The 20,833-nt window shown below is 46.4% G+C and carries 19 protein-coding genes; 9 read left to right on the top strand and 10 right to left on the bottom strand.

Annotated features, from left to right (window positions below; all coding sequences use genetic code 11):
* Positions 1-18 precede the first annotated feature (18 nt).
* Genes V7S74_RS05290 through V7S74_RS05280 form a run of 3 tightly spaced genes read left to right on the top strand, consistent with a single transcriptional unit; the run spans position 19 to position 6,012 of the window.
* Positions 19-402 (top strand): hypothetical protein, encoded by a 384-nt coding sequence (locus tag V7S74_RS05290; RefSeq protein WP_406777729.1) that lies wholly within the window; start codon positions 19-21, stop codon positions 400-402.
* A 56-nt stretch (positions 403-458) separates the two neighbouring features.
* Positions 459-4,901: a CusA/CzcA family heavy metal efflux RND transporter gene (locus tag V7S74_RS05285; RefSeq protein ID WP_406777728.1), complete on the top strand. Its 4,443-nt coding sequence runs from the start codon at positions 459-461 to the stop codon at positions 4,899-4,901.
* The gene (locus V7S74_RS05280; protein WP_406777727.1) at positions 4,894-6,012 is read left to right on the top strand and encodes an efflux RND transporter periplasmic adaptor subunit; all 1,119 of its coding nucleotides are present in this window, start codon (positions 4,894-4,896) and stop codon (positions 6,010-6,012) included. The genes V7S74_RS05285 and V7S74_RS05280 overlap by 8 nt, the downstream gene beginning before the upstream one ends.
* Here the strand turns inward: V7S74_RS05280 and ispE are convergent.
* Genes ispE through V7S74_RS05260 form a run of 4 tightly spaced genes read right to left on the bottom strand, consistent with a single transcriptional unit; the run spans position 6,009 to position 9,516 of the window.
* Positions 6,009-6,812 (bottom strand): 4-(cytidine 5'-diphospho)-2-C-methyl-D-erythritol kinase, encoded by an 804-nt coding sequence (gene ispE, locus V7S74_RS05275; protein WP_406777726.1) that lies wholly within the window; start codon positions 6,810-6,812, stop codon positions 6,009-6,011. The two genes, V7S74_RS05280 and ispE, sit on opposite strands and share 4 nt — an antisense overlap.
* 1 nt (position 6,813) lies before the next feature.
* Positions 6,814-7,806, bottom strand: coding sequence for a VWA domain-containing protein (locus V7S74_RS05270; protein WP_406777725.1), 993 nt, complete (start codon positions 7,804-7,806; stop codon positions 6,814-6,816).
* On the bottom strand, positions 7,796-8,650 hold the full coding sequence (locus V7S74_RS05265) for a hypothetical protein (RefSeq protein WP_406777724.1): 855 nt from the start codon (positions 8,648-8,650) through the stop codon (positions 7,796-7,798). The genes V7S74_RS05270 and V7S74_RS05265 overlap by 11 nt, the downstream gene beginning before the upstream one ends.
* Positions 8,650-9,516: a DUF58 domain-containing protein gene (locus V7S74_RS05260; protein WP_406777723.1), complete on the bottom strand. Its 867-nt coding sequence runs from the start codon at positions 9,514-9,516 to the stop codon at positions 8,650-8,652. Before V7S74_RS05260 ends, V7S74_RS05265 begins: the two co-directional genes overlap by 1 nt.
* Before the next feature lie 84 nt (positions 9,517-9,600).
* On the opposite strand from V7S74_RS05260, the gene V7S74_RS05255 reads away from it, so the two are divergent.
* The 6 genes from V7S74_RS05255 to V7S74_RS05230 are packed head-to-tail and all read left to right on the top strand — an operon-like array spanning position 9,601 to position 14,413.
* Positions 9,601-9,942 carry a DUF4296 domain-containing protein gene (locus V7S74_RS05255; protein WP_406777722.1) on the top strand — a complete coding sequence of 114 codons (342 nt, stop codon included), beginning with the start codon at positions 9,601-9,603 and terminating at the stop codon, positions 9,940-9,942.
* Positions 9,943-9,980: 38 nt separating this feature from the next.
* Entirely contained in the window at positions 9,981-10,799 is an 819-nt protein-coding gene (locus V7S74_RS05250; protein ID WP_406777721.1) for a glycerophosphodiester phosphodiesterase family protein, read from the top strand.
* A gap of 2 nt (positions 10,800-10,801) precedes the next feature.
* Positions 10,802-12,316, top strand: a complete 1,515-nt coding sequence (locus V7S74_RS05245) for a GH3 auxin-responsive promoter family protein (protein WP_406777720.1) — start codon at positions 10,802-10,804, stop codon at positions 12,314-12,316.
* A 12-nt stretch (positions 12,317-12,328) separates the two neighbouring features.
* Positions 12,329-12,781 carry a GatB/YqeY domain-containing protein gene (locus V7S74_RS05240; RefSeq protein ID WP_406777719.1) on the top strand — a complete coding sequence of 151 codons (453 nt, stop codon included), beginning with the start codon at positions 12,329-12,331 and terminating at the stop codon, positions 12,779-12,781.
* Between the two features lie 2 nt (positions 12,782-12,783).
* Positions 12,784-13,836, top strand: a complete 1,053-nt coding sequence (gene rlmN / locus V7S74_RS05235; RefSeq protein WP_406777718.1) for a dual-specificity RNA methyltransferase RlmN — start codon at positions 12,784-12,786, stop codon at positions 13,834-13,836.
* Positions 13,837-13,840: 4 nt separating this feature from the next.
* On the top strand, positions 13,841-14,413 hold the full coding sequence (locus tag V7S74_RS05230; RefSeq protein ID WP_406777717.1) for a precorrin-2 dehydrogenase/sirohydrochlorin ferrochelatase family protein: 573 nt from the start codon (positions 13,841-13,843) through the stop codon (positions 14,411-14,413).
* Here V7S74_RS05230 and V7S74_RS05225 read toward each other — a convergent pair.
* From V7S74_RS05225 to V7S74_RS05200, 6 genes are all read right to left on the bottom strand, one after another.
* Entirely contained in the window at positions 14,410-15,693 is a 1,284-nt protein-coding gene (locus V7S74_RS05225; RefSeq protein ID WP_406777716.1) for an MFS transporter, read from the bottom strand. The two genes, V7S74_RS05230 and V7S74_RS05225, sit on opposite strands and share 4 nt — an antisense overlap.
* Position 15,694: 1 nt before the next feature.
* Entirely contained in the window at positions 15,695-16,357 is a 663-nt protein-coding gene (locus V7S74_RS05220; RefSeq protein WP_406777715.1) for a bifunctional 4-hydroxy-2-oxoglutarate aldolase/2-dehydro-3-deoxy-phosphogluconate aldolase, read from the bottom strand.
* A gap of 2 nt (positions 16,358-16,359) precedes the next feature.
* Positions 16,360-17,370, bottom strand: a complete 1,011-nt coding sequence (locus V7S74_RS05215) for a PfkB family carbohydrate kinase (RefSeq protein ID WP_406777714.1) — start codon at positions 17,368-17,370, stop codon at positions 16,360-16,362.
* The gene (gene uxaC, locus V7S74_RS05210; protein ID WP_406777713.1) at positions 17,370-18,776 is read right to left on the bottom strand and encodes a glucuronate isomerase; all 1,407 of its coding nucleotides are present in this window, start codon (positions 18,774-18,776) and stop codon (positions 17,370-17,372) included. The genes V7S74_RS05215 and uxaC overlap by 1 nt, the downstream gene beginning before the upstream one ends.
* Before the next feature lie 192 nt (positions 18,777-18,968).
* Positions 18,969-20,420, bottom strand: a complete 1,452-nt coding sequence (locus tag V7S74_RS05205) for a tagaturonate reductase (protein ID WP_406777712.1) — start codon at positions 20,418-20,420, stop codon at positions 18,969-18,971.
* 87 nt (positions 20,421-20,507) lie between these two features.
* A complete protein-coding gene (locus tag V7S74_RS05200) occupies positions 20,508-20,828 on the bottom strand; it encodes a DUF3467 domain-containing protein (RefSeq protein ID WP_406777711.1) in 321 nt (106 codons plus the stop codon).
* Between the last annotated feature and the right edge of the window lie 5 nt (positions 20,829-20,833).

Here is a 20,833-nt window from a genome sequence, read left to right as displayed (position 1 = left end):
TTTTGTTACATTTGGGAGATGAAAAATGTCCTTGCATACGTTCTTTTCGCGATCATGTTCGCTGGCGGCTTGTTGCCAAAGGTTGGTATGGAGCAGGCCATTAAGGCAAATGAACTCGTGAAGCATTTTCAAGATCACAAGAAACAAGCTCCGGCTGGTTTCAGTTTTGCCGATTTTTTGTGGATGCACTATTCAGCGGATTCAAAGCACGCGAAAACAACCAGTCATCCTAGTTTACCTTCTTTTGATTTCTCAGGCGCGATGGGTTTTGTATTACCCACTGTTGCCTTCCTTTTTACTGTTGCGGTTGCCTTGATTATCGCGCGCCGTCGCACCGAGTTCTACGAAAACAACTACCATTTCGCAATGGAGCGCGTTTTAATCGCGCCTCCCCGGTTTTAAATTAACGCCTGCAGGTCACGGCATATGCCGTCATGTAAATGCTTAATTTTAAAATCATGATTAATTCCATTATTAGTTTTAGTATTCGCAATAAATTAGTGGTCGGGCTATTTGTCCTGGGGCTGGTTTTTTGGGGAGGGTATTCGCTGAGTAAATTACCCATAGATGCGCTTCCAGATATTACCTCGAACCAAGTACAGGTGATTACGCAATCCCCGGCGCTAGCGACTTCAGAGGTCGAAAAATTCATCACCTATCCGCTGGAGATTTCTTTACGTACGATCCCGAATGTGAAGGATATTCGCTCGGTTTCCCGGATGGGTCTGTCCATTATTACCGTTGTTTTCGAGGATGAGGTCGCCACGGAGGTCACGCGTCAGCAGGTGGCGGAGAAGTTAAAAGCGGCAGAACCCTATTTATTACAAGGGGCTGGGGTGCCGGAAATGGCGCCTATCACCACGGGTTTAGGAGAGTTCTTCCAATATACCTTGGTGGTCGACCCGGCCTTCAAGGACCAATATTCGCTGGCAGATTTGAGAACTTACCAGGATTGGTTGATTAAAAGACAGCTATTGGGAATCAAGGGCGTGGTGGAGGTCAGCTCTTTTGGGGGTAACTTGAAACAATACGAAATCGCCGTGAATCCGGAGCGTTTGCGTGCCATGAATGTGAGCGTGAATGACGTGTTTAAGGCCGTTTCTATCAATAATTCTAATTCAGGAGGTAGCTATTTAGAGAAGGGGACCGATGCCTATTTCATTCGCTCGGAGGGGATGTTAACCTCCTTAGAGGATATTGAAAATACGGTGGTGTCCCAAAGAGGCGAGGCCGGATTACCTATTTTAGTGAAGGATGTGGCCAAAGTAGGCTTCGGTAAAGCGGTCCGCTACGGCGCCATGACTCGAAACGGCGAGGGTGAGGCCGTGGGTGGCGTGATGTTGCTTTTAAAAGGAGCGAACGCAAACCAGGTCGTGCAAGACGTGAAAGCCCAAATGGACATCATCGGTAAAACATTGCCGCAAGGAATTAAGATTGTCCCTTATTTAGACCGCAGTGTGTTGATCGGTCGCGCCATCAATACGGTGGAAAAAAACCTGATTGAAGGGGGAATGATCGTCGTGTTTATTTTGGTTTTATTGCTCGGAAATCTGCGTGCCGGTTTGATCGTGGCCTCTGTGATTCCCCTTTGTTTATTGTTTGCCTTTGCGCTGATGCACATTTTCGGGGTGTCCGCGAACTTGATGAGCCTGGGTGCGATTGACTTTGGCCTGATTGTAGACGGCGCCGTCATCATCGTGGAGTCCATTATTCACCGGCTCCACAGCCATCGAAAAGGCGAGGAATTAAGTCAGCAGGCGATGGATGAGGAAGTGGGTATTTCTGCCAAAGCCATTTTCGGCTCCGCTGCCTTCGGCGTTATCATCATCCTCATTGTCTACCTACCCATCATGGCACTAGGTGGTATCGAAGGAAAGATGTTCAGACCGATGGCTCAAACCGTGAGTTTCGCCATCCTAGGCGCCTTGATTCTCTCCTTAACCTACGTTCCGATGATGTCGGCCTTGTTTTTAAGCAAGAAAATCAGCCACGAGGTGACCATCGCGGATCGAATTATGGGATTCTTGTATGGTAAATACCAGCCGATCATTAATTGGGCATTGAAGCAACGCAAATGGGTGGTGATCGGGGCTTTTGGCCTCTTCTCAGCTAGCATCGCTTTATTTATGTCATTAGGCGGCGAGTTTATTCCGGAATTAAACGAAGGCGATTTCGCGGTGGAAACATTGTTACCGACGAACGCCTCTTTGTCCCAAAGCATCAAAGTCAACACCGCCGCTCAAGCGATGTTACTGAAGAAATTTCCAACAGAAATCAAACAAGTCGTTTCTAGAATCGGTGCCTCTGAAATCCCGACGGACCCGATGGGGATTAACTCTTGCGACTTAATCATCCAGCTGAAGGATCCATCAGAATGGAAGAATGCAGAGACGATGGAGGAATTAGAGGAGAAGATGGACAAGGCATTGGATGTCTATCCAGAAGTGAACTTCGAATTCACACAGCCGATTCAGATGCGCTTTAACGAATTGATCGCAGGCGTGAAGTCCGATATCGCGGTGAAGATTTTTGGAGAAGATCTGCAAGAATTATTCGATCACGCCACGGAGGCCTCTCGCTACATTCGATCCATTGAGGGGGTGGGAGATATAAAAGTGCAACAAATTGATGGCATTCCACAGCTCGTGGTGAAATACAACCGCGTGAAGATGGCGCAATATGGCTTGAATGTGAACGAGGTAAACTCGGCCATCAAGATGACATTCGCTGGAGAAACGGCGGGAATCGTGATGGAAGGGGAGAAACGTTTTGACCTCGTGGTGCGTATGGATTCTGTGCATCGCCAGGACATCCAAAACTTACGCGAACTCTATATCGACCTACCTTCTGGCTCCCAAATTCCGTTGCAAGAAGTAGCCGAGGTGGGGTACGAAAATGCGCCTTTAGAAATCTCGCGCGATAACACGCACCGCCGAATCACTATCGGAATTAACGTGCGTGGCCGAGACGTGGAAAGTGTCGTAGCTGATATCCAAAAAGTCATGAAGAACAAGATTACCTTGCCAGCCGGTTATTATGTGACCTACGGCGGCACCTTCGAAAACTTGCAAGCCGCGAAATCCCGCTTAGCCTTAGTGGTTCCCATCGCGCTCGCGCTAATTTTTGTATTGCTATTTTTTACGTTCCAATCCTTCCTGGAGGCGGCCATTATTTATTTGGCGATTCCTTTATCCGCGATCGGTGGCGTAGTAGCGCTCTGGTTGCGTGGCATGCCCTTCTCTGTTTCAGCCGGGATCGGGTTTATCGCCTTATTCGGTGTTGCCGTTCTGAACGGGATTGTATTGCTTTCCTTCTTTAAGCAATTAGCGGACGAAGGATTAGGTGTGGAAGAGCGTTTGAAGAAAGGCTTAGAATTACGTTTCAGACCTGTTATTATGACTGCGGCGGTGGCCTCTTTAGGTTTCTTACCCATGGCATTAAGTCACTCGCCAGGTGCCGAGGTACAACGTCCATTAGCAACAGTCGTGATCGGCGGACTGATCACCGCGACCTTCTTAACGCTGGTAGTTATCCCAGTCGTCTATTCGCTGGTGATGGGCCGCAGAGAAGCGAAGCTGAAGGCCAAAGGTTTGGGGATGATAGCTTTGTTTATGGTGCTATCTTTTGCATCATTTGCGAAAAACCCTATCTCTACTCTATACTCTCCTATCTCCTATCTAAATTCGGCTAGCGACTCCCGACTAGCGACTATACCGCACAGCGACGACCCATTGACTAAGACGAAGTCGACTAAGTCACGAAGTGACGACACCCGCCTTTCGCTTAAGTCTTGCTTGTCCCTTGCTTCCACCCGGAATGCCCTCCTCGCTACTGGCATCGCCGACGTAAAAACCGCGGAGGCCTTGATCAATTCTGGCAAAGAATTGCCGAAGGGAACGTTGGATGCGCAATACGGAAAGACGCAGACCTTTTCGAGTCAAGATTATACGGTGATGGCTTCCCAAAGCATCCCTTGGCCCACGCTTTTGAAGGCACAGGTGAAGGCCTTGACTTCGGCGAAGGTGTTGAGCGAAAAGCGCTTGAAGATTACCCAGAATTTAGTGGCTTCGAGTGTGAAGTTCTATTATTATCAGATTTTGGCACAGCAAAAAAATCTTCAATTTCTAGCCTCACAAGACAGTTTGTACTCGCAAATGAAACGTGCGGCGACAATTAAGTTTCAGCAAGGGGAGACGAATCGACTGGAATTGATGGCGGCGGAGACGCGTTTACGCGAGTTTCAGCAGAAGCGAATTGCTTTAGAAGCTGATCAAAAAACGGCCTATCAAAACCTCGCTTATTGGATCAACGAGCCGGACGAATTTACGATAGAAGGGCTAGAGCCGTTGACGATGGAATCTGGCATCGCGGGGTTTGATCCGGCTAAGAACCCGACGATTGAACTCTTAGCGGAGCAGGTGGAACACGGGAAATTACTAACGGCGGTAGAGCGGGAACGCTTGAAGCCGGATGTAAGAATTGGAGTAACGACGCAGAGTATTGACAACGTAGGGGGCCAAAATTTCGTGCAGGCCGGCCTAGCTATCCCGATTTTTGGCAAAGCACAAAAAGCGAAAATTGCCTCTGCGAAACTTCAGGAGGAGGCTTTTGTTAGCCAAAAAATCCAAACCGAATCTGCCTTGCAAACGGATTACAAGAATGCGGAGGCGGCGGTTGCAAAATACCGGGCGAGTTTGGCCTACTACACTACTACGGCTCTTCCTCAGGCCATTTTATTAGAAAAGACCGCCCTGAAAAGTTACCAACAAGGGGAAATCGAATATGTCGAAATGCTGCAAAATACACAGCAAGCCTGGCAGATTCGCGAGAGTTATTTACAAGAAGTCAACGCCTACAACCAGGCGATTATCACACGTCAAACGATCATTGGAAATGAATAAGCTATTGAAATATGCAACGCTAAGCCTCTTAATCGGCTTAAGCGCTTGCTCGAAAAAAGAAGAAACACAGGAGGAAACGCCGGTGACCGAAATTAAATTAACGGCGGAGCAGAAGACAAACGCGGGCATCGAATTCGGGGCATTAGAAGAGAAAGAAATGTCCACGGAAGTAAAGTGCACGGGAGTGGTCGATGTGCCACCCGTTTCGCTTGCCTCCATCTCGATTCCCATCGCAGGTTACGTGAAGACGACCTACGAATTGCTTCCAGGCAAAAAGGTGTCGAAAGGCCAGGCTTTAGCCACTTTAACCTCTCTTGAATTCATCCAAATGCAGCAAGAATACTTGCAAGCGCTTTCGTCTCAGACCTTTATGAGCTCAGAGAAATCGCGTCAACAGGTATTGACAAATGAGGAAGTGGGATCGAAGAAGAAACTGCAACAATCGGAGGCAGATTTAGGGAATGTGAATGCGCAGGTGAAGGCTTTGGGGCTGAAATTAGAGGTCTTAGGCTGTGATTTGAAATCGCTGGCGAAAGGAAACATCTCGTCCGTTTTAACTTTGCGTTCGCCCATCGATGGCTACATTCAAGACCAATTCTTAGCGATTGGCAAATACGTGACGCCTTCTGATGTCTTAATTAAGGTCGTAGGGATGGCGGACAAGCATGTGGAGCTGAAGGTGTTCGAGAAGGATTTGGCAAAATTAAATATCGGCCAAACCATCGAATTCGAATCCGAAGGAGAAAAAGCCTCGGCTAAGATCTTCTTAATCGCCCCACAAGTAGATTTAACCGACCGCACGACCTCTGTTCACGGCCATTTTGCGAATAAGGCAGACGAGAAGAAATTCACGGTAGGACAATTTGTGAGCGCCCGCATCGAAGTGGGAACACAGAAAATCCCAAGCATTCCACAGGCAGGTCTTGCTCGCGTAGGAAAAGGCGGATTCATCTACATAGAAATGAGCAATGGTGCGATGGCGCAGGTGCCGGTGGAAATCTTGAGCTCCACTCCGGAATTCGCAGGAATCAAATTATTGAAAGAATTGCCGGCAGGCAAAGTGGTCACAAAAGGGGCTTCTGCCTTAGAGGCAATCTTCGCGAAAGATTAATCTACTAAGCCAGACCAAACCGTATAATCGGCCCATCCCGCAGGTGGGTCGATTTTTTTGTCAAAAATCCCAAAAATCGTCGATCCCGATCCACTCATCGCGGCATAGCTAGCGCCCAAGGTATACATTTCCTCTTTTAAAGAGGCAAGCAACGGATAATGGGGGAAAATACTCTTTTCAAAATCATTCGAAATCGTCTCCTTCCAATCTGCCTTCAAAATGGCTTTGCGCAAATCCACCGGAGCCTTTGCCGGCGTCACGCCCGCATAGGCCTCAGCCGTAGAAATACCCACCGCTGGATATAAAAGCACGAGGAATTTGCCTTTCAGGCTCGCATCGATCGGGCTAAGTACATCACCTTTTCCTTTGCCAAAAGCCGCCTGATTCGACAAGAAGAATGCACAGTCGCTGCCTAATTTAGCGGCATAAGGCTGCAAATCTTCATTCGTTAAAGGTAATTGAAATAGATCACGCAATCCCATTAGCGTAAAAGCCGCGTCAGAGGATCCACCACCTAAACCAGCGCCCATCGGGATGATTTTATGCAAATGGATGTGAACCGGCGGGAAGGCGTGGTCTTGGCGTAATAATTCGTAAGCCCGGTAACACAAGTTGTTTTCGATGGCTCCAGAAATCTCGAGTCCGGAAGAACTGAAACTGAATTCAGAGGCGGGCGTAATCTCTAAAATATCCGTCCACGGCACCGGGAAAAAGCAAGTCTCTAAGTCGTGAAACCCGTCTTTGCGTTTCTTCGTGATGAATAAACCAATGTTAATCTTCGCGTGCGGAAATAAAACCATATTAATCTTCTAATGAGTTGCCTATCCAACTGATGCGCACCCATAATCCCACAAAGAAGAGGATGAGCGCTATTTCAGCGAATAAATAGGTGAGCGATAGGTGTTCCTCCCACGTGACTGTTTTCACGACGGAAGCCTCCATTTTATCAATTTCTTGAAATATTTGTTGCAAGGTTTGGCCATTCGTAGCCCGGAAAAACTTCCCCTTCGTCAGGCTGGCAATCTCTCGCAACGTACTTTCGTCTACCGGGTCCGTGCTAGGTTGAAGGCTTCCCACGGCGATCGTGTAGACCTTGATGTTAAAGTTTTTAGCTAATTCTGCGGAGGTAACGGGGTCTAAATTTCCAGCTGTATTATTACCATCAGAAATCAGGATACTGATTTTTTTCGGGTTTTTGCTGTCGCGGATTTGGTTAATACACATCCCTAAGGCATCCCCTAAAGCCGTCCCCTCTTCCGGAATTTGATTCGTAGTAAACTGCTGCAATTGATGCAATAAAAAGGCGGTATCTGTGGTAATGGGGCTCGCTAAATAGGGCGCACCGGCAAAGGCAATTAAGGCAATGGGATCATAACTTCGCTGGCGGATGAAGGCGGTACCCATCGTTTTCGCCGTTTCTAAACGACTAGGGTTGATATCGCGGGTCTGCATCGAGGAGGATATGTCCAAAGCCAGCGCAATATCGATTCCCTCCACCTGTTTCTTCTGATGTTTGATGACCCGGTAAGGGCCTGCGGCCACAATAATCACGGAGGCGATACAAAGCATCTGAATGACCATGGGTACATAGCTGAGCAGCAAGGTGATACGCTTTTGCTTCAGCGGCACTGACAAAGACAATTCTAAGCGCGGTTGATTCCCTCGCTGGCGTAAATACTTGATAAAATAGAACAGGAAGGGCAAAATCAATCCATACAAAAACAGGCCATTCTCCCACTCAAAGGTGAAAAAATCCTGAATTTGGTACCAAGAATAGAGGGGATTAAACTTCATTGCTCTTAATCTTGTCTTGTTCTGACTCGTATAAATTCGTCGCCAAAGACTCTAAATAGTCCACCGATTCCGTCGTCTTCGTGGAGAAATTTCCGCCATAAATCGCTGAATCCATCTCGTTAAGCACTTTTTCCATCGCCTCATCAGCTAGGTTATCCAGCATCTCTTTTGAGGTAAACGTAGTAAATGGAAGTTTTGTTAATTCCTCCACGTATTTCTTCCAGGCAGAAAAGGCCTTCTCCAGGTTAGATAAACCCACCGGCGTACCCGCTACTTGACGTGAAAAGCGTAAGAAAGTACGCCTAAATTCTCGGTGTCGTCTCCAGAGTAAGTAACGCTTAAATAATTTCGTGATGGCTTTCCCAAAAATCCAATAAATGAATCCCGCCAGAATCAAGAAACTGATCCCTGCCGCAAATACATTTTTCAGCTCCGTTTTAGGGCTGATGGGCTGAATGGGGATGCTTTGGTACAAAGAATCTAAATCAATTTGTTCCGGATGAGGCAGTAAACGCTTCAAATGAACGCTGTCTACCACCGGGTAAATGATTGTGCAATCCGGCTCCTGGAGGAGGTAGATGGGAATTTGGAGTTTTTGGACCGGTGCTAAATTAAATAAACGTAGCGTGTAGACCGCAGAATCCAATGAACCTGATGCCGTCGTCTTCGTCGCAAAAAACTCTCTTTTTACGGTCTCAAATGCCCCAAAATTCTGGTTCGCATTCGGGAAAAACACCTCCTGCGCTTTCGGGTGACTCACATACAAGGAGTAATGAACCGGCTGCCCGATGACAACCGAATCCTCTAAAAACTTTCCCTTAATTCGAAATGGCGTCTCTTGCATTAGCGTCTGGCGTTAAATAGTTTCACTAATGCTGGGACAAAATCCTCTCCCGAATGCAATTCCACGTAATCCGCATGCCACTTCTTGCACATCTCTTTCAACTCCCCGCCTCGGTTTTTGACCTGCTGCTGCAACAGATTTTTGAACGAGCGCGCAGAGGTATTCACCCAAGTCGTCCGCTTACGTTCGGGATCATAGATGGGAATAATGCCCATGGAAGGCAATTGAATCTCTTGTTTATCCAAAGCGTGCAAGACCACTAAATCGTGCTTCAATGCCGCTGCGCGTAATAAATCTTCGTATCCTTCGTCGATGAAATCAGAAAGCACAAAAAGTAAACTCTTCCGCTTCAAGGTCTGAAGAGCGAAGGTTAAACCCGCTTTCAAATCCGTTGCCGTATTCTCTGGTTCTACCCTGAAAAGCTCTGATATTACTTTATAGCCATGTTTTTTGCCCATGGCTGCCGGCATGTATTTCTCGTTTTTATCACTAAAACACACAAAACCTAAATGGCTCGCCTCTTGAATGGCCGCAAAAGCCAAAACACCCGCCACTTCCTTCAAGGTTTTGATTTTACTATTGCCCTGTCTCCCTACGGATCCAGAGGCGCTGACGTCGATTAAAAAGAAAACGGTTTGTTCTTTTTCCTCTTTGAAAAGCTTCACAAAAGTCCCGTGACCTTTCGATGAGGTGTTCCAGTCAATGTGCCGCACGTCGTCTCCATAATGGTATTGGCGTAGGTCACTAAACTCTAAGCCCGATCCCTTAAAGACGGAGGAGAAATTTCCATGCATTTGCGTGTTAATCGCCTTTCTGATGCGAATTTCAAGCTTTACTACATGGGTCAGGAAGGCTTTGATATCCATATCCACAAGACTAAATTACCTAAATTTTAGGCAATCTGAATGAAATGAGCGAAAAGCTTTCTAATTTACGGGTATATTTACAAGATGAAAAAGGTCTTTTTATTGCTTTTCTTGGCTGTAGTCGGGTGCACGGGGGAATCCTCGAGTGATCGACTAGAACAGGAACAGATGGCGCAGGTTTTGGCAGATATTCACATCGATGAAGCCATCATCCAAAACATGCACGTGGGCAATTCCGACACGGCCTTAGTCCTTTACCACGAATTATCTCAGCAGACGCTTAAAAAACGCGGCCTAGATTCTACGCAAGTCGCGAAAAGCTATGGCTCTTACGTGAAAGATCCCGCCGCTTTCGTCAAATTATACACCCGTGTGAATGAAATTATCGAGGAGCGAGGGAAAAAATCCGCAGGCAAGAAACCATGAGAATTATTCTGCTATTACTGTGCATTAATCTAGTTTCTATGGCTCAATCGCCCATTATTCAAGGACACCGTGGTTGCCGGGGATTGTATCCGGAAAACTCTTTGCCGGCTTTTCAACATGCCTTAGAGATGGGAGTGACGGTCCTGGAAATGGATGTTTGCCTCTCTAAAGACGGACAGGTATACGTTTCCCACGAGCCTTACATGAATCCCTTGTATGCCTCTTTCTCGGATGGACGTCCAGTGAGCGATGCATCAATTAATTTATACCAAAAAACTTACGCGGAAATCAAATCCTTCGATGTAGGTTCCAGAGGTAATAAATTATTCCCGGAACAAGCACACTTGGCGACCTACAAGCCTTTACTTTCCGAAGTATTAGCCCTAGGCGAGGCCTATGCCCGTAAAACCGGTCGTCGAATCGAGTATAATATTGAGATCAAATCTGAACCCGCTGAATACGGAATCTCTCAACCAGCAACCGTAAAAGAGTTCGCTGATAAAGTTTGGACAGTGATTTCAGCAAGTATTTCTCCTTCTGCCTTGATATTGCAGAGTTTCGATTTTGCGGTATTGCAGTATTGGAAAACAGCGATTCACCAGGGCCGTATTTCTGCCCTAGTGGAGAAGGAGACGCCGGAGCAGATGCTCGCTGACCTTGGTTTTGTGCCAGAAATATTCAGCTCTTCGCACAAGTATTTAACGAAGGAGCAGATTGACTTTTGCCATTCGAAAGGGATGCAGGTCATTCCATGGACCATCAACACGACGGCCGAAATGCAGCAATTCAGCGATTGGAAAGTGGATGGCATCATCACGGATTACCCGAACCGAGCACCTCAATTCCTAAAGCACTAAACATGTCACTGTTTAATGAGACTTTGTTGTGGTTCATGAAGCGGCGGATGCCGCGGATCGAGGCGATGTACGACAGGCCTTTGGAGCTACAAGAGCAGATGTTACAGGGACTTCTATCCCACGGCCGCTCGACCGAGTGGGGCGCAAAGCACGGTTACAGAGACATTTCCGACTACGAGAAGTTCAAGCAACAAGTTCCCATTTCGACTTACGAAGAGATTTTTCCCTACATCGATCGAATGATGCAGGGGGAGCAGAATGTCCTATGGGATACGCCGATTAACTGGTTTTCGAAGTCGTCCGGAACGACGAATGCCCGCAGTAAATTCATTCCTGTCTCGAAAGAATCGCTGGAAGAATGCCACATGATGGGCGGGAAAGACATGATTACCCTGCTGGCGAACAATAAACCAGACACGAAAGTATTTGAAGGTAAAGGATTGTCGATCGGCGGAAGTCTATCGGAAAGCCCAGTGAATTCTCGGATGTTGATGGGCGATGTGTCGGCGGTGGTGATGAAGAACTTGCCTATTTGGGCGCAGATGATCAGAACACCTTCGCTGGATGTGGCTCTGATGGGGGACTGGGATCAGAAGATCGAGAAGATGGCGCTGGAGACGTCGAAGGAGAATGTGACGAGTATTTTGGGTGTGCCTACCTGGACGCTCGTGTTGATTGAAAAGATATTAGAGATTACCGGGAAGAAGTCGATTCTGGAGGTCTGGGAGAATTTTGAGTTTATGATTCACGGGGCGGTGGCTTTTGGGCCCTATCGCGAGTTGTTTAAGAACCAAATATTCCCGTCATCGCAGGTCGGATTCCTGGAGATATACAATGCGTCGGAAGGGTTTTTTGGGATTCAGGATGATCTTTCCAAACCGGATGAGATGCTTCTCATGCTTGATTACGGCATTTTTTATGAGTTTATTCCCGTTAGTGAGGAGGGCGAGGAGTCAGATACGATCGTGGCTTTAGATCAAGTCGAGATAGGTGTGAATTATGCAATGGTCATTTCGACGAACGCAGGATTGTGGCGCTATAAGATTGGGGATACGGTGAAATTCACTTCTTTGAGTCCTTTCAGGATCAAGATTTCCGGACGGACGAAGCACTTCATCAATGCTTTTGGGGAGGAGCTGATCATCGAGAATGCCGAGACGGCCGTTGCGCGCGCTTGCGCCGCGACGCAGGCAGAGATCAAGGATTATACCGCGGCTCCGGCCTTCATGAACGAGGGCAAGAATGGGCACCACGAATGGGTGATCGAATTTTCAAAAGCCCCAAAAGATTTTCGTACCTTTGCACAGATTTTAGACCAAACGCTTCGCGAGCAAAACTCGGATTACGATGCGAAAAGGTCTTATGATTTAGTGCTTGGCCCGCCTTTGGTCCATATCGCCCCAGCCGGAACATTCCACAACTGGATGCGGGAACGAGGGAAATTAGGAGGCCAGCATAAAGTTCCGAGGTTAAGTAACCACCGGGAATTTTTAGAAGGAGTGAAGGCTCATTTTTAATCAATACAAGCTATGTCGTTAAAATTAACTATCGAGAATGGTATCAAAGATGCCATGCGTGCGAAAGACGCAGACCGTTTACGTGCGTTACGCGCTATCAAATCATTGATTTTATTAGAAGAAACTTCAGGCTCTAGCGCCGATGGTTTAAGCGCAGATGCTGAGATGAAAATCTTAATGAAAGCAGCGAAACAACGCCGCGACTCATTAGAAGTGTATGTGTCTCAAAACCGCCCAGACCTAGCGGAAAAAGAACAAGCTGAATTAGCGATCATCGAAGAATTCTTGCCTAAGCAATTATCTGACGAAGAATTAACCGCAAAAATCACCGAAATCATCGCCTCAGTGGGAGCAAGTAGCCCGGCTGATATGGGTAAAGTGATGGGTGTTGCTTCGAAGCAATTAGCTGGTCTTGCGGATGGTAAAGCCATTTCTGCGAAAGTAAGTGAGTTATTAAAGAAATAAGATTGGAGAAGAAAGTTGCGATACGGAACTTGAGTTTTGAACAGTTGAAAGCAGAAATGCTGGCGGCTGGGGAACCTGCATTCCGGGCAAAACAGGTGTACGAGTGGATTTGGAAGAAGGCGGCACGTAGTTTCGATGCGATGGGAAATATCCCGAAGACGACGCGCGAGTGGCTTTCGGAGAAATTCTCTTTGCAAATCGTGACCACCGCGGAGGCACAATACAGCTCCGATCGCACCATCAAATCCAGCTTTCAATTACACGATAATAACCTCGTGGAGGGGGTTTTAATCCCTACCCGCGAGCGAGTGACGGCCTGCGTTTCTTCCCAAGTGGGATGTTCGCTAACCTGCAGCTTCTGTGCGACAGGGTATATGGACCGCAAACGCAATTTGGAGTCTTTCGAGATCTACGATCAGGTCGTGTTAATCCGCGATCAGGCACAAGAAAAATACGGTCAAGCGCTGACGAACATCGTCTACATGGGGATGGGCGAACCGCTTTTGAACTATGCGAATGTCTTAAAATCCATCGAGCAAATTACTTCGCCGGAAGGATTAGGCATGTCGCCGCGCCGCATTACGGTTTCCACGGCGGGTATCGCGAAGATGATTCAGAAACTAGGCGATGATCAGGTCAAGTTCAATCTAGCCCTTTCCCTGCACGCCGCGAACGATACGAAGCGTAATCAGATTATGCCCATCAACGAAAGCAATACCTTGCAGGCCTTGAAAGCCGCCTTATTGTATTTCTTCGAGAAGACGGGCAACGAGATTACGCTCGAATACATCGTATTTAATAAGTTTAACGATACCATCGAGGATGCTCGGGAATTGTATGAGTTTGCCAAAGGCATCCCGTGCAAAATCAACCTCATCGAATACAATCCCATTGCCCAATCTTCTTTCGTAAATGCGGAGGCAGATGCGATCGCAAAGTTCTCGGCTTTCCTTGAAAGCAAACGTATGATTGTGAATATTCGCCGTTCTCGCGGTCGCGATATCGATGCAGCTTGTGGTCAATTAGCCGGCAAAAAAGCACCAGCAGATGCCTAATACGATGTTTCCGATCTTCTTGAAAATGGATCAGATCCAGACTTTGGTCGTGGGAGGAGGAAACGTTGCGCTTGAAAAAGCATCCGCTATATTGCGTAATTCGCCGGAGGCAAATTTGACTTTAGTGGCCCCTTTCTTCCGACCGGAAACGTTGGAGTATTTACAGGATTTCCCGCGGGTTCGTATCATTGAGCGCGGCTTTCAAGCCTCCGATTTAGTAGGATTAGACTTGATTATCTGTGCGACGGATTCACCCGCATTACACGCGGAAATAAAGGCATTAGCTGCAGCGCAGCATTTGTTGTGCAACGTGGCTGATACGCCTCCTTTGTGTGATTTCTACCTCGGGTCTATCGTCCAAAAAGGCGATCTGAAGATTGCGATTTCCACGAACGGGAAATCACCTACTTTGGCCAAAAGAATCAGAGCCTTCCTCGAGGACGTCATCCCAGACGAAATCCAAACTTCCCTCGAACAATTAGAGGCTGCCCGTAAAAATTTAAAGGGTGACTTTCAAGAGAAAATCACCCAATTAAATGAATTGACGAAGAACTTAATCTTCCCTAAAAAAGATTAGTCGTCGATCTTCGCTGTCTCTAGCGTAGGTACTAAGCTGTAAATAATCACCCAAGCGATCATATACGCACTTCCGCAAAGCAAGAAGATGATATTATAACCATCGTTGATATTACCTAATAACTTGTATTTGTCTAATAACGATCCCACGATCACCGGGAAGAAAATACCGCCCACAGAACCCGCCATACCCCCGATTCCGATCACCGAACTAACGGCTTTCTTCGGGAACATATCCGTCGCAATCGAATAGATATTCGCGCTCCAAGCCTGGTGAGCCGCTGCCGCTAAGGAAATCAATCCTACCGCCTGCCAGATATTATCGCAGTAACGCGCTAACATAATCGGTACCACCGCGATCGCGAAACTGAACATCGACCACTTTCTCGCCTTGAATGAAGGCCAGCCTTTATTGATTAAATAGCCAGATAAATAACCCCCACCGATACTACCGATGGTCGTCGCTGTATAGACAATAATCAATTCTAAACTAGGCTTCTTTAAGTCCAAATGGAAGCGCTCAGAGAAATAAGAAGGCAACCAGAAAAGGAAGAACCACCAGATCGGATCCGTAAACATCTTCCCAAAAAAGAAAGCCCAGGTCTGCTTGAATCCAAATAATTTACTCCATTGAACCGGAGTCACGTTGTCATCCTTCGCCTCCATATCCGCGTGGATATAGTCGAATTCTGCTTTTGATAAAGACTTATGCTTAGAAGGCACTTCATAATAGAACCACCAGAAGATCAACCAAATAAATCCGATCGCTCCAGTCGCAATGAAAGCCATTTCCCAACCGTATACTCCTAAAATCCAAGGCACTAAAATAGGCGCAGCTACGGCGCCGATATTCGCTCCTGAATTAAAGATACCTGTCGCTAACGCACGTTCGTTTTTAGGGAACCATTCCGCTACGGTCTTAATCGCCGCCGGGAAATTACCCGCCTCGCCTAGACCTAATAAGCCACGCATAAACGCAAAGCTCATCGTTCCTGTGGCTAAAGCGTGCATCATCGCCGCAATACTCCAAACCACGATCGAAATGGAATAGCCTAATTTCGTACCGATACGGTCAATAATTCCGCCAAAACCCAATAAACTAATCGCATAGGCTGCTTGGAAAGTGATCACAATATTCGAATAGTCTGTTTCTGACCAATCAAATTCTTTTTCTAACACCGGCTTCAGTAATCCAATTACCTGGCGGTCTAGGTAGTTAATCGTCGTCGCGAAAAATAGCAATGCGCATATTTTCCAGCGGTACTTTCCAATTGTTTCCATGTTATAGTTCGTGATAGGTTTTGATCAGGTTAGCGATCGTGTTTGATATAGAGGTATAGTCTTGTTTTTTTATTAATTCGGCTGGGAATAATTGAGATCCCATACCCACGGCCGCAGCACCCGCACTGAACCACGATTGTAAACTCTCGCGATTCGGCTCCACGCCACCAGTGACCATAATTTTTGTCTTCGGCATCGGTCCTTGAATCGCCTTCACGAAAGCTGGACCTACCACGTTACCCGGGAAAATTTTCACATACTTCGCGCCTAAAACCTCCGCATTGCGGATCTCCGTTAGGGTCATCGTTCCAGGCATCCATGGGATATCGTGTTTCGCACAAATCTCGCCTACGGAAGCCGTAGTGAATGGTTGCAACATAAAGTCTGCACCCATTTCGATGAATTCTTTTGCTTGCTTTTCGTCAAAAATCGTTCCGATTCCAAGCACTAAATCTGGACATTCTTTCTCGCAGAAGTCGATTAATTTCGCAAAAATTGCCGGAGCGGCTTCGCCGCGGTTCGTGAATTCAAATACGCGAATTCCGCCATCGTAGCAGGCTTTTAGGACGTTTTCTGCGATTTTTTGATCGGCATTGAAAAATAAAGGAACGATCGGCGTTTCCGCTAATCGAGAGTACACTACATCTGCTGAATTTCTAGCCATTATTATCTTTTTAATCGTCCAGTAATATCACCGCCCATGACGGTTTCAATTTCGTCTAAGTTGGATAAATTAATATCTCCCTCGATTGTATGTTTTAAAGCGGAAGCCGCCACAGCGAAAGCTAAAGATTTCGCCTCGTCGCCATAGACTAAGTTTCCGTAAATGTATCCCGCCATAAAAGCGTCCCCACCACCGATGCGATCGACGATTTGGGAGATTTCTACGGTATCTGATTTGATGACTTTTGAGCCATCAAATGAAGTCGCCGAAAGGGTATTTTGAGAAGCTGAAATCTGGCCTCTTTTAGTATTAATAATCTTCTTTAAGTTCGGGAAACGCGCTTTGATTTGAAGACAAATATCGTGCCAGCCACTCTTCACGCGGCCATCCGGAACGATATCTAATATATCTTCTGCATCCGCTTTTCCGCACACGATGATATCACATTGCGCGATCAAGTCTGGCATCACTTCTTTTACTGATTTACCATATTGCCAAAGGTTCTTCCGGTAGTTTACATCCGCCGAAATCGTTAAACCCTGCGCTTTTGCTTCCTTCAAGGCCGCTCTCAAAGCAACCGTCGCCGCCTCTGAAATCGCTGGCGTAATGCCCGTCCAGTGGAACCAGCCCGCACCTGCGAAGATCTCTTTCCAGTTAAAATCAGCTGGATTTAAATTAGCGAAAGCAGAATCAGCGCGGTCATACGTCACTTTGCTCGGGCGCATGGCTGCCCCAAACTCGACGAAATACAAACCTAATCGCCCTTCTTTATAGGCTGTATGGGACATATCCACACCCACTTGGCGGTAATAACCCGTGGCTGCTTTGCCTAATTCATTGTTTGGGAAACAAGTTACGTGTTCTGCCGGGATACCGATGTGAGCTAAACCACCTGCTACGTTCGCCTCACCGCCACCATAAGTGATGTTCAACGATTGCGCTTGCGTGATTCGGCCATAACCTGCAGGACTTAAACGCCCCATGATTTCACCAAAAGTAATAACCTTCTTCATTAGTTCTCGAAATTAAAAAATCCTGCCGCGTTGTTATACGAAATGTCCTCCACCAACTTCCCTAACCACGCGATATCTGCTGGCAATTCGCCATTTTCCACATCCGCGCCCAGTAAATTACACAAGATTCTTCTAAAATACTCATGGCGAGGGAACGAAAGGAAGCTTCTGGAGTCTGTTAACATCCCCACGAAGTGGCTTAACATCCCCATATTTGATAGCGCATTGATTTGCTTTTCCATCCCGTCTTTTTGGTCTAAAAACCACCAGCCTGACCCAAATTGCATCTTTCCTACGATGGTTCCATCTTGGAAATTACCCGTCATCGTCGCTAATAATTCGTTATCGCGTGGATTCAAATTATATAAAATCGTCTTTGCTAATTGATTCGTCGAATCTAAGTGATTTAAGAATTTCGATAAAGGACGTGCCTGCTCAAAATCCCCAATCGAATCAAATCCCGTATCAGGCCCTAAAGTCCCTAAGAGACGGTCATTGTTATTTCTAATCGCACCTAAGTGGAACTGTTGTGTCCAACCTTTTGCATGATCTAAATGCGCAAAATACACCAGCATCGCTGATTTGAACTGCACTTTCTCCTTCTGATTAATCGTTTTCCCCGTCATCAATCGATCAAAAATATGCGCGATTTCCTGCTCCGTATACTCGTCCGCATAAATCTGCTCTAATCCGTGATCGCTTAAACGGCATCCCACAGAATGAAAGAAATCATGTCTCGCCGCGATCGCCTTTTTATAATCAGTTAAGGTGTGAATCTCCATCGCCGCCGCTTTCGCTAGTGAATTCACATACTCCACGAACACGATCTCATCATCCACGCCCATCGCCTTATCCGGACGGAAGGTAGGCAATACTTTGATCGCGAAACCGCTCTCTTTTATTTGTTGATGATAGGCCAAATTGTCGATCGGATCATCCGTCGTACATAGTGCCTTCACATTCATTTTTAGCAATAAATTGCGTACAGAAAACTCCTTCGTACGCAACAAAGCGTTGCATTGATCATAAATGCGCTTTCCACTTTCGGCATTCAATAATTCCGTAATCCCAAAATAGCGTTGCAATTCTAAGTGCGTCCAGTGATATAGCGGGTTACGCATCGTATAAGGTACGGTCTCTGCCCACTTCAAAAATTTCTCTTCATCAGACGCATTACCTGTGATGTATTTTTCATCCACCCCATGAGCACGCATCGCACGCCACTTGTAGTGGTCGCCGGCTAGCCAGATTTGGGATACATTATCGAATTGCTTATCCTCCGCAATTTGTTGCGGAATCAAGTGATTGTGGTAATCAATGATGGGCATTTTTGCCGCATATTGATGGTACAAAGTTTGCGCGGTCTCTGACTGCAACAAGAAATCTTTATCTAAAAACGCTTTCATAATTGGTCGTTTAATGTAATCGGTAATCAGTGGACAGTGGGCAGTGGGCAGTGGGCATAGTTCAATGTTCAAAGTTCAAAGAATGATTTAAAACATTTCATATTCATCGCCGTAGGCGATTCCTCCTTTATGCTTTGTGCTCTATTCTTTATGCTTTAAATCTATACTCTCTACTCTTTAATCTCTACTCTATTAAATATACTTCGAAACCCCCTCCACAAACCCTGGAACCTTTGTTAAGTCCTCTCCCCAAAGTTCTTTATCAGCTAATACTTTCTTCAAATCAAAATTCTTCCATGCCTCATAGAAATAAGGGGCATAGTCGCACTGGATAGGGTAGGCCTCGCCATTGCTGTCGCCGTAATACTTTCCATTTTCTTCTTTCACCGCGTGCATGAACTGCAAGTACGCCGCGAATCCCATGCAGAATAGCTCTGGAGCTTTGCCAAAATTCTTTGCATAGTTCACTAACAAAGGAACGTTGCGCATACGCATTTTGGTCGTATACTGAACCGTAATGTCTATCAATTTGTGGTTAATGAAGGGGTTGCGGAAACGGTCTAATACCGAACGCCCGAAACGATCCGCCACCTTAAAGTCCATCTTATACGGAATGCCCAGCGCTAATTCGCTCAGCATCAAATTCATGATCAACTTGCTCAAATAGCCATTCGCCATCACATCCTTCACGATACGGAAGCCTAATAAAAAGGACATCCCGCACAATAAGGTATGCGTACCATTCAACAAACGCAATTTCAACTCGCGGTAAATCTCGATATCCTCTGCAATAATCACTCCCTTATCAGCCGGCGCAAATGACAATACCTCTTTCACTTTCGCTCCACCCTGAATTGCCCACAGGCTATACACCTCTGAGATGATCAGTAACGAATCCTCGTAACCAAGTTTAGCACAAATCTCCGCGTTTGTCGCCGCATCTGGGCTACCCGGAACGATGCGATCCACTAAGGAATTACAGAAATGATTCGCGTTGTTTAACCAAGCTACGAAATCAGCCGAGAGACCGTGGTCTGCTGCTAATTTTAAAACAATCTCCTTTAATTTATCTCCGTTGTTGATAATCAATTCGGTAGGCACAATGACCATTCCGGAAGAAGCCGATCCTTGAAAATGCGTAAAACGCGCATGTAAGAACGCTAATAATTTTGCAGGGAAGGAGTTAGGACATCCATTGGCAATTGGATCATTCGCTACATAGCTGATTCCTACTTCGGTCGTGTTGGATAACACGATTTGCATGTCTTCACTTTTTGCGCAGGCTAGAATGGCATCCCAGTCTTTAGACGCAGTAATCGTGCGAGAAATAGAGGAGTTAATGATGTTCTCTTCTTTCGCTACGCCATCTTCGATTCCTTTAATGCTATGCGTATACAAACCGTCTTGTTCGTCGAACGCATCCGCACCCCCTTTTGAAGTCGACTTCACTACGACTACCCGGCCTTTGAAAATGCCCGCGCGGTTTGCTTTGTCGATATAGAAATCGCAAAGACCGCGTTGCAAAACTCCAGTCCCAAATTGCAGGACTTTCTCCGGATAACTGAAAACGTCTGCCGGAGGGGTTTGTAAAGGAATGGATGGGTTCAACGTGCCTGACTCCAGGAATTTTTTCGATAAGCGCATATAATTCTAATTTCCTTTAAAAGGCAAAAATCCCACCTTTTTACCTGATTTTCAGCTAAAAAAATGGGATTAAATGACCTAAAACGTTTACGCTTCGCCTATGGGGCCGTTATAATTCATCGGGAATTGGAAACCTGAGGCATTCCCCTCCTTCATAATAGGGCCAAAGGCCTCTTCGTACTTCAATATATTCTCTTGCAACGCCTGCATTAAGCGATAGGCATGGTCCGGAGTCATGACAACGCGGGACTTTACTTTGGCCTTTGGAAGACCTGGTAAGATGCGAATAAAGTCCATCACGAATTCCGATGGGCTGTGCGCGATGAGTGCTAAATTCACATAATGACCTTCCGCCATTTCCTCTGGAAGTTCGATATTTAATTGATTTTCTTCAGTGGGGTTTTCCATATTTC

It is taken from the genome of Aquirufa novilacunae (genome assembly GCF_045310505.1).
Lineage (GTDB): Bacteria > Bacteroidota > Bacteroidia > Cytophagales > Spirosomataceae > Aquirufa > Aquirufa novilacunae.
Note: the sequence above shows the minus strand (reverse complement) of the source record. Positions and strands in the feature narration are given on the sequence as shown.

What these genes read in the sequence shown, in the direction of transcription:
- V7S74_RS05290 (WP_406777729.1), top strand. Translation starts at nt 19, where the DNA reads ATGAAAAATGTCCTTGCATACGTTCTTTTCGCGATCATGTTCGCTGGC.
- V7S74_RS05285 (WP_406777728.1), top strand. Translation starts at nt 459, where the DNA reads ATGATTAATTCCATTATTAGTTTTAGTATTCGCAATAAATTAGTGGTC.
- V7S74_RS05280 (WP_406777727.1), top strand. Translation starts at nt 4,894, where the DNA reads ATGAATAAGCTATTGAAATATGCAACGCTAAGCCTCTTAATCGGCTTA.
- ispE (WP_406777726.1), bottom strand. Translation starts at nt 6,812, where the DNA reads ATGGTTTTATTTCCGCACGCGAAGATTAACATTGGTTTATTCATCACG.
- V7S74_RS05270 (WP_406777725.1), bottom strand. Translation starts at nt 7,806, where the DNA reads ATGAAGTTTAATCCCCTCTATTCTTGGTACCAAATTCAGGATTTTTTC.
- V7S74_RS05265 (WP_406777724.1), bottom strand. Translation starts at nt 8,650, where the DNA reads ATGCAAGAGACGCCATTTCGAATTAAGGGAAAGTTTTTAGAGGATTCG.
- V7S74_RS05260 (WP_406777723.1), bottom strand. Translation starts at nt 9,516, where the DNA reads ATGGATATCAAAGCCTTCCTGACCCATGTAGTAAAGCTTGAAATTCGC.
- V7S74_RS05255 (WP_406777722.1), top strand. Translation starts at nt 9,601, where the DNA reads ATGAAAAAGGTCTTTTTATTGCTTTTCTTGGCTGTAGTCGGGTGCACG.
- V7S74_RS05250 (WP_406777721.1), top strand. Translation starts at nt 9,981, where the DNA reads ATGGCTCAATCGCCCATTATTCAAGGACACCGTGGTTGCCGGGGATTG.
- V7S74_RS05245 (WP_406777720.1), top strand. Translation starts at nt 10,802, where the DNA reads ATGTCACTGTTTAATGAGACTTTGTTGTGGTTCATGAAGCGGCGGATG.
- V7S74_RS05240 (WP_406777719.1), top strand. Translation starts at nt 12,329, where the DNA reads ATGTCGTTAAAATTAACTATCGAGAATGGTATCAAAGATGCCATGCGT.
- V7S74_RS05230 (WP_406777717.1), top strand. Translation starts at nt 13,841, where the DNA reads ATGTTTCCGATCTTCTTGAAAATGGATCAGATCCAGACTTTGGTCGTG.
- V7S74_RS05225 (WP_406777716.1), bottom strand. Translation starts at nt 15,693, where the DNA reads ATGGAAACAATTGGAAAGTACCGCTGGAAAATATGCGCATTGCTATTT.
- V7S74_RS05220 (WP_406777715.1), bottom strand. Translation starts at nt 16,357, where the DNA reads ATGGCTAGAAATTCAGCAGATGTAGTGTACTCTCGATTAGCGGAAACG.
- V7S74_RS05215 (WP_406777714.1), bottom strand. Translation starts at nt 17,370, where the DNA reads ATGAAGAAGGTTATTACTTTTGGTGAAATCATGGGGCGTTTAAGTCCT.
- uxaC (WP_406777713.1), bottom strand. Translation starts at nt 18,776, where the DNA reads ATGAAAGCGTTTTTAGATAAAGATTTCTTGTTGCAGTCAGAGACCGCG.
- V7S74_RS05205 (WP_406777712.1), bottom strand. Translation starts at nt 20,420, where the DNA reads ATGCGCTTATCGAAAAAATTCCTGGAGTCAGGCACGTTGAACCCATCC.
- V7S74_RS05200 (WP_406777711.1), bottom strand. Translation starts at nt 20,828, where the DNA reads ATGGAAAACCCCACTGAAGAAAATCAATTAAATATCGAACTTCCAGAG.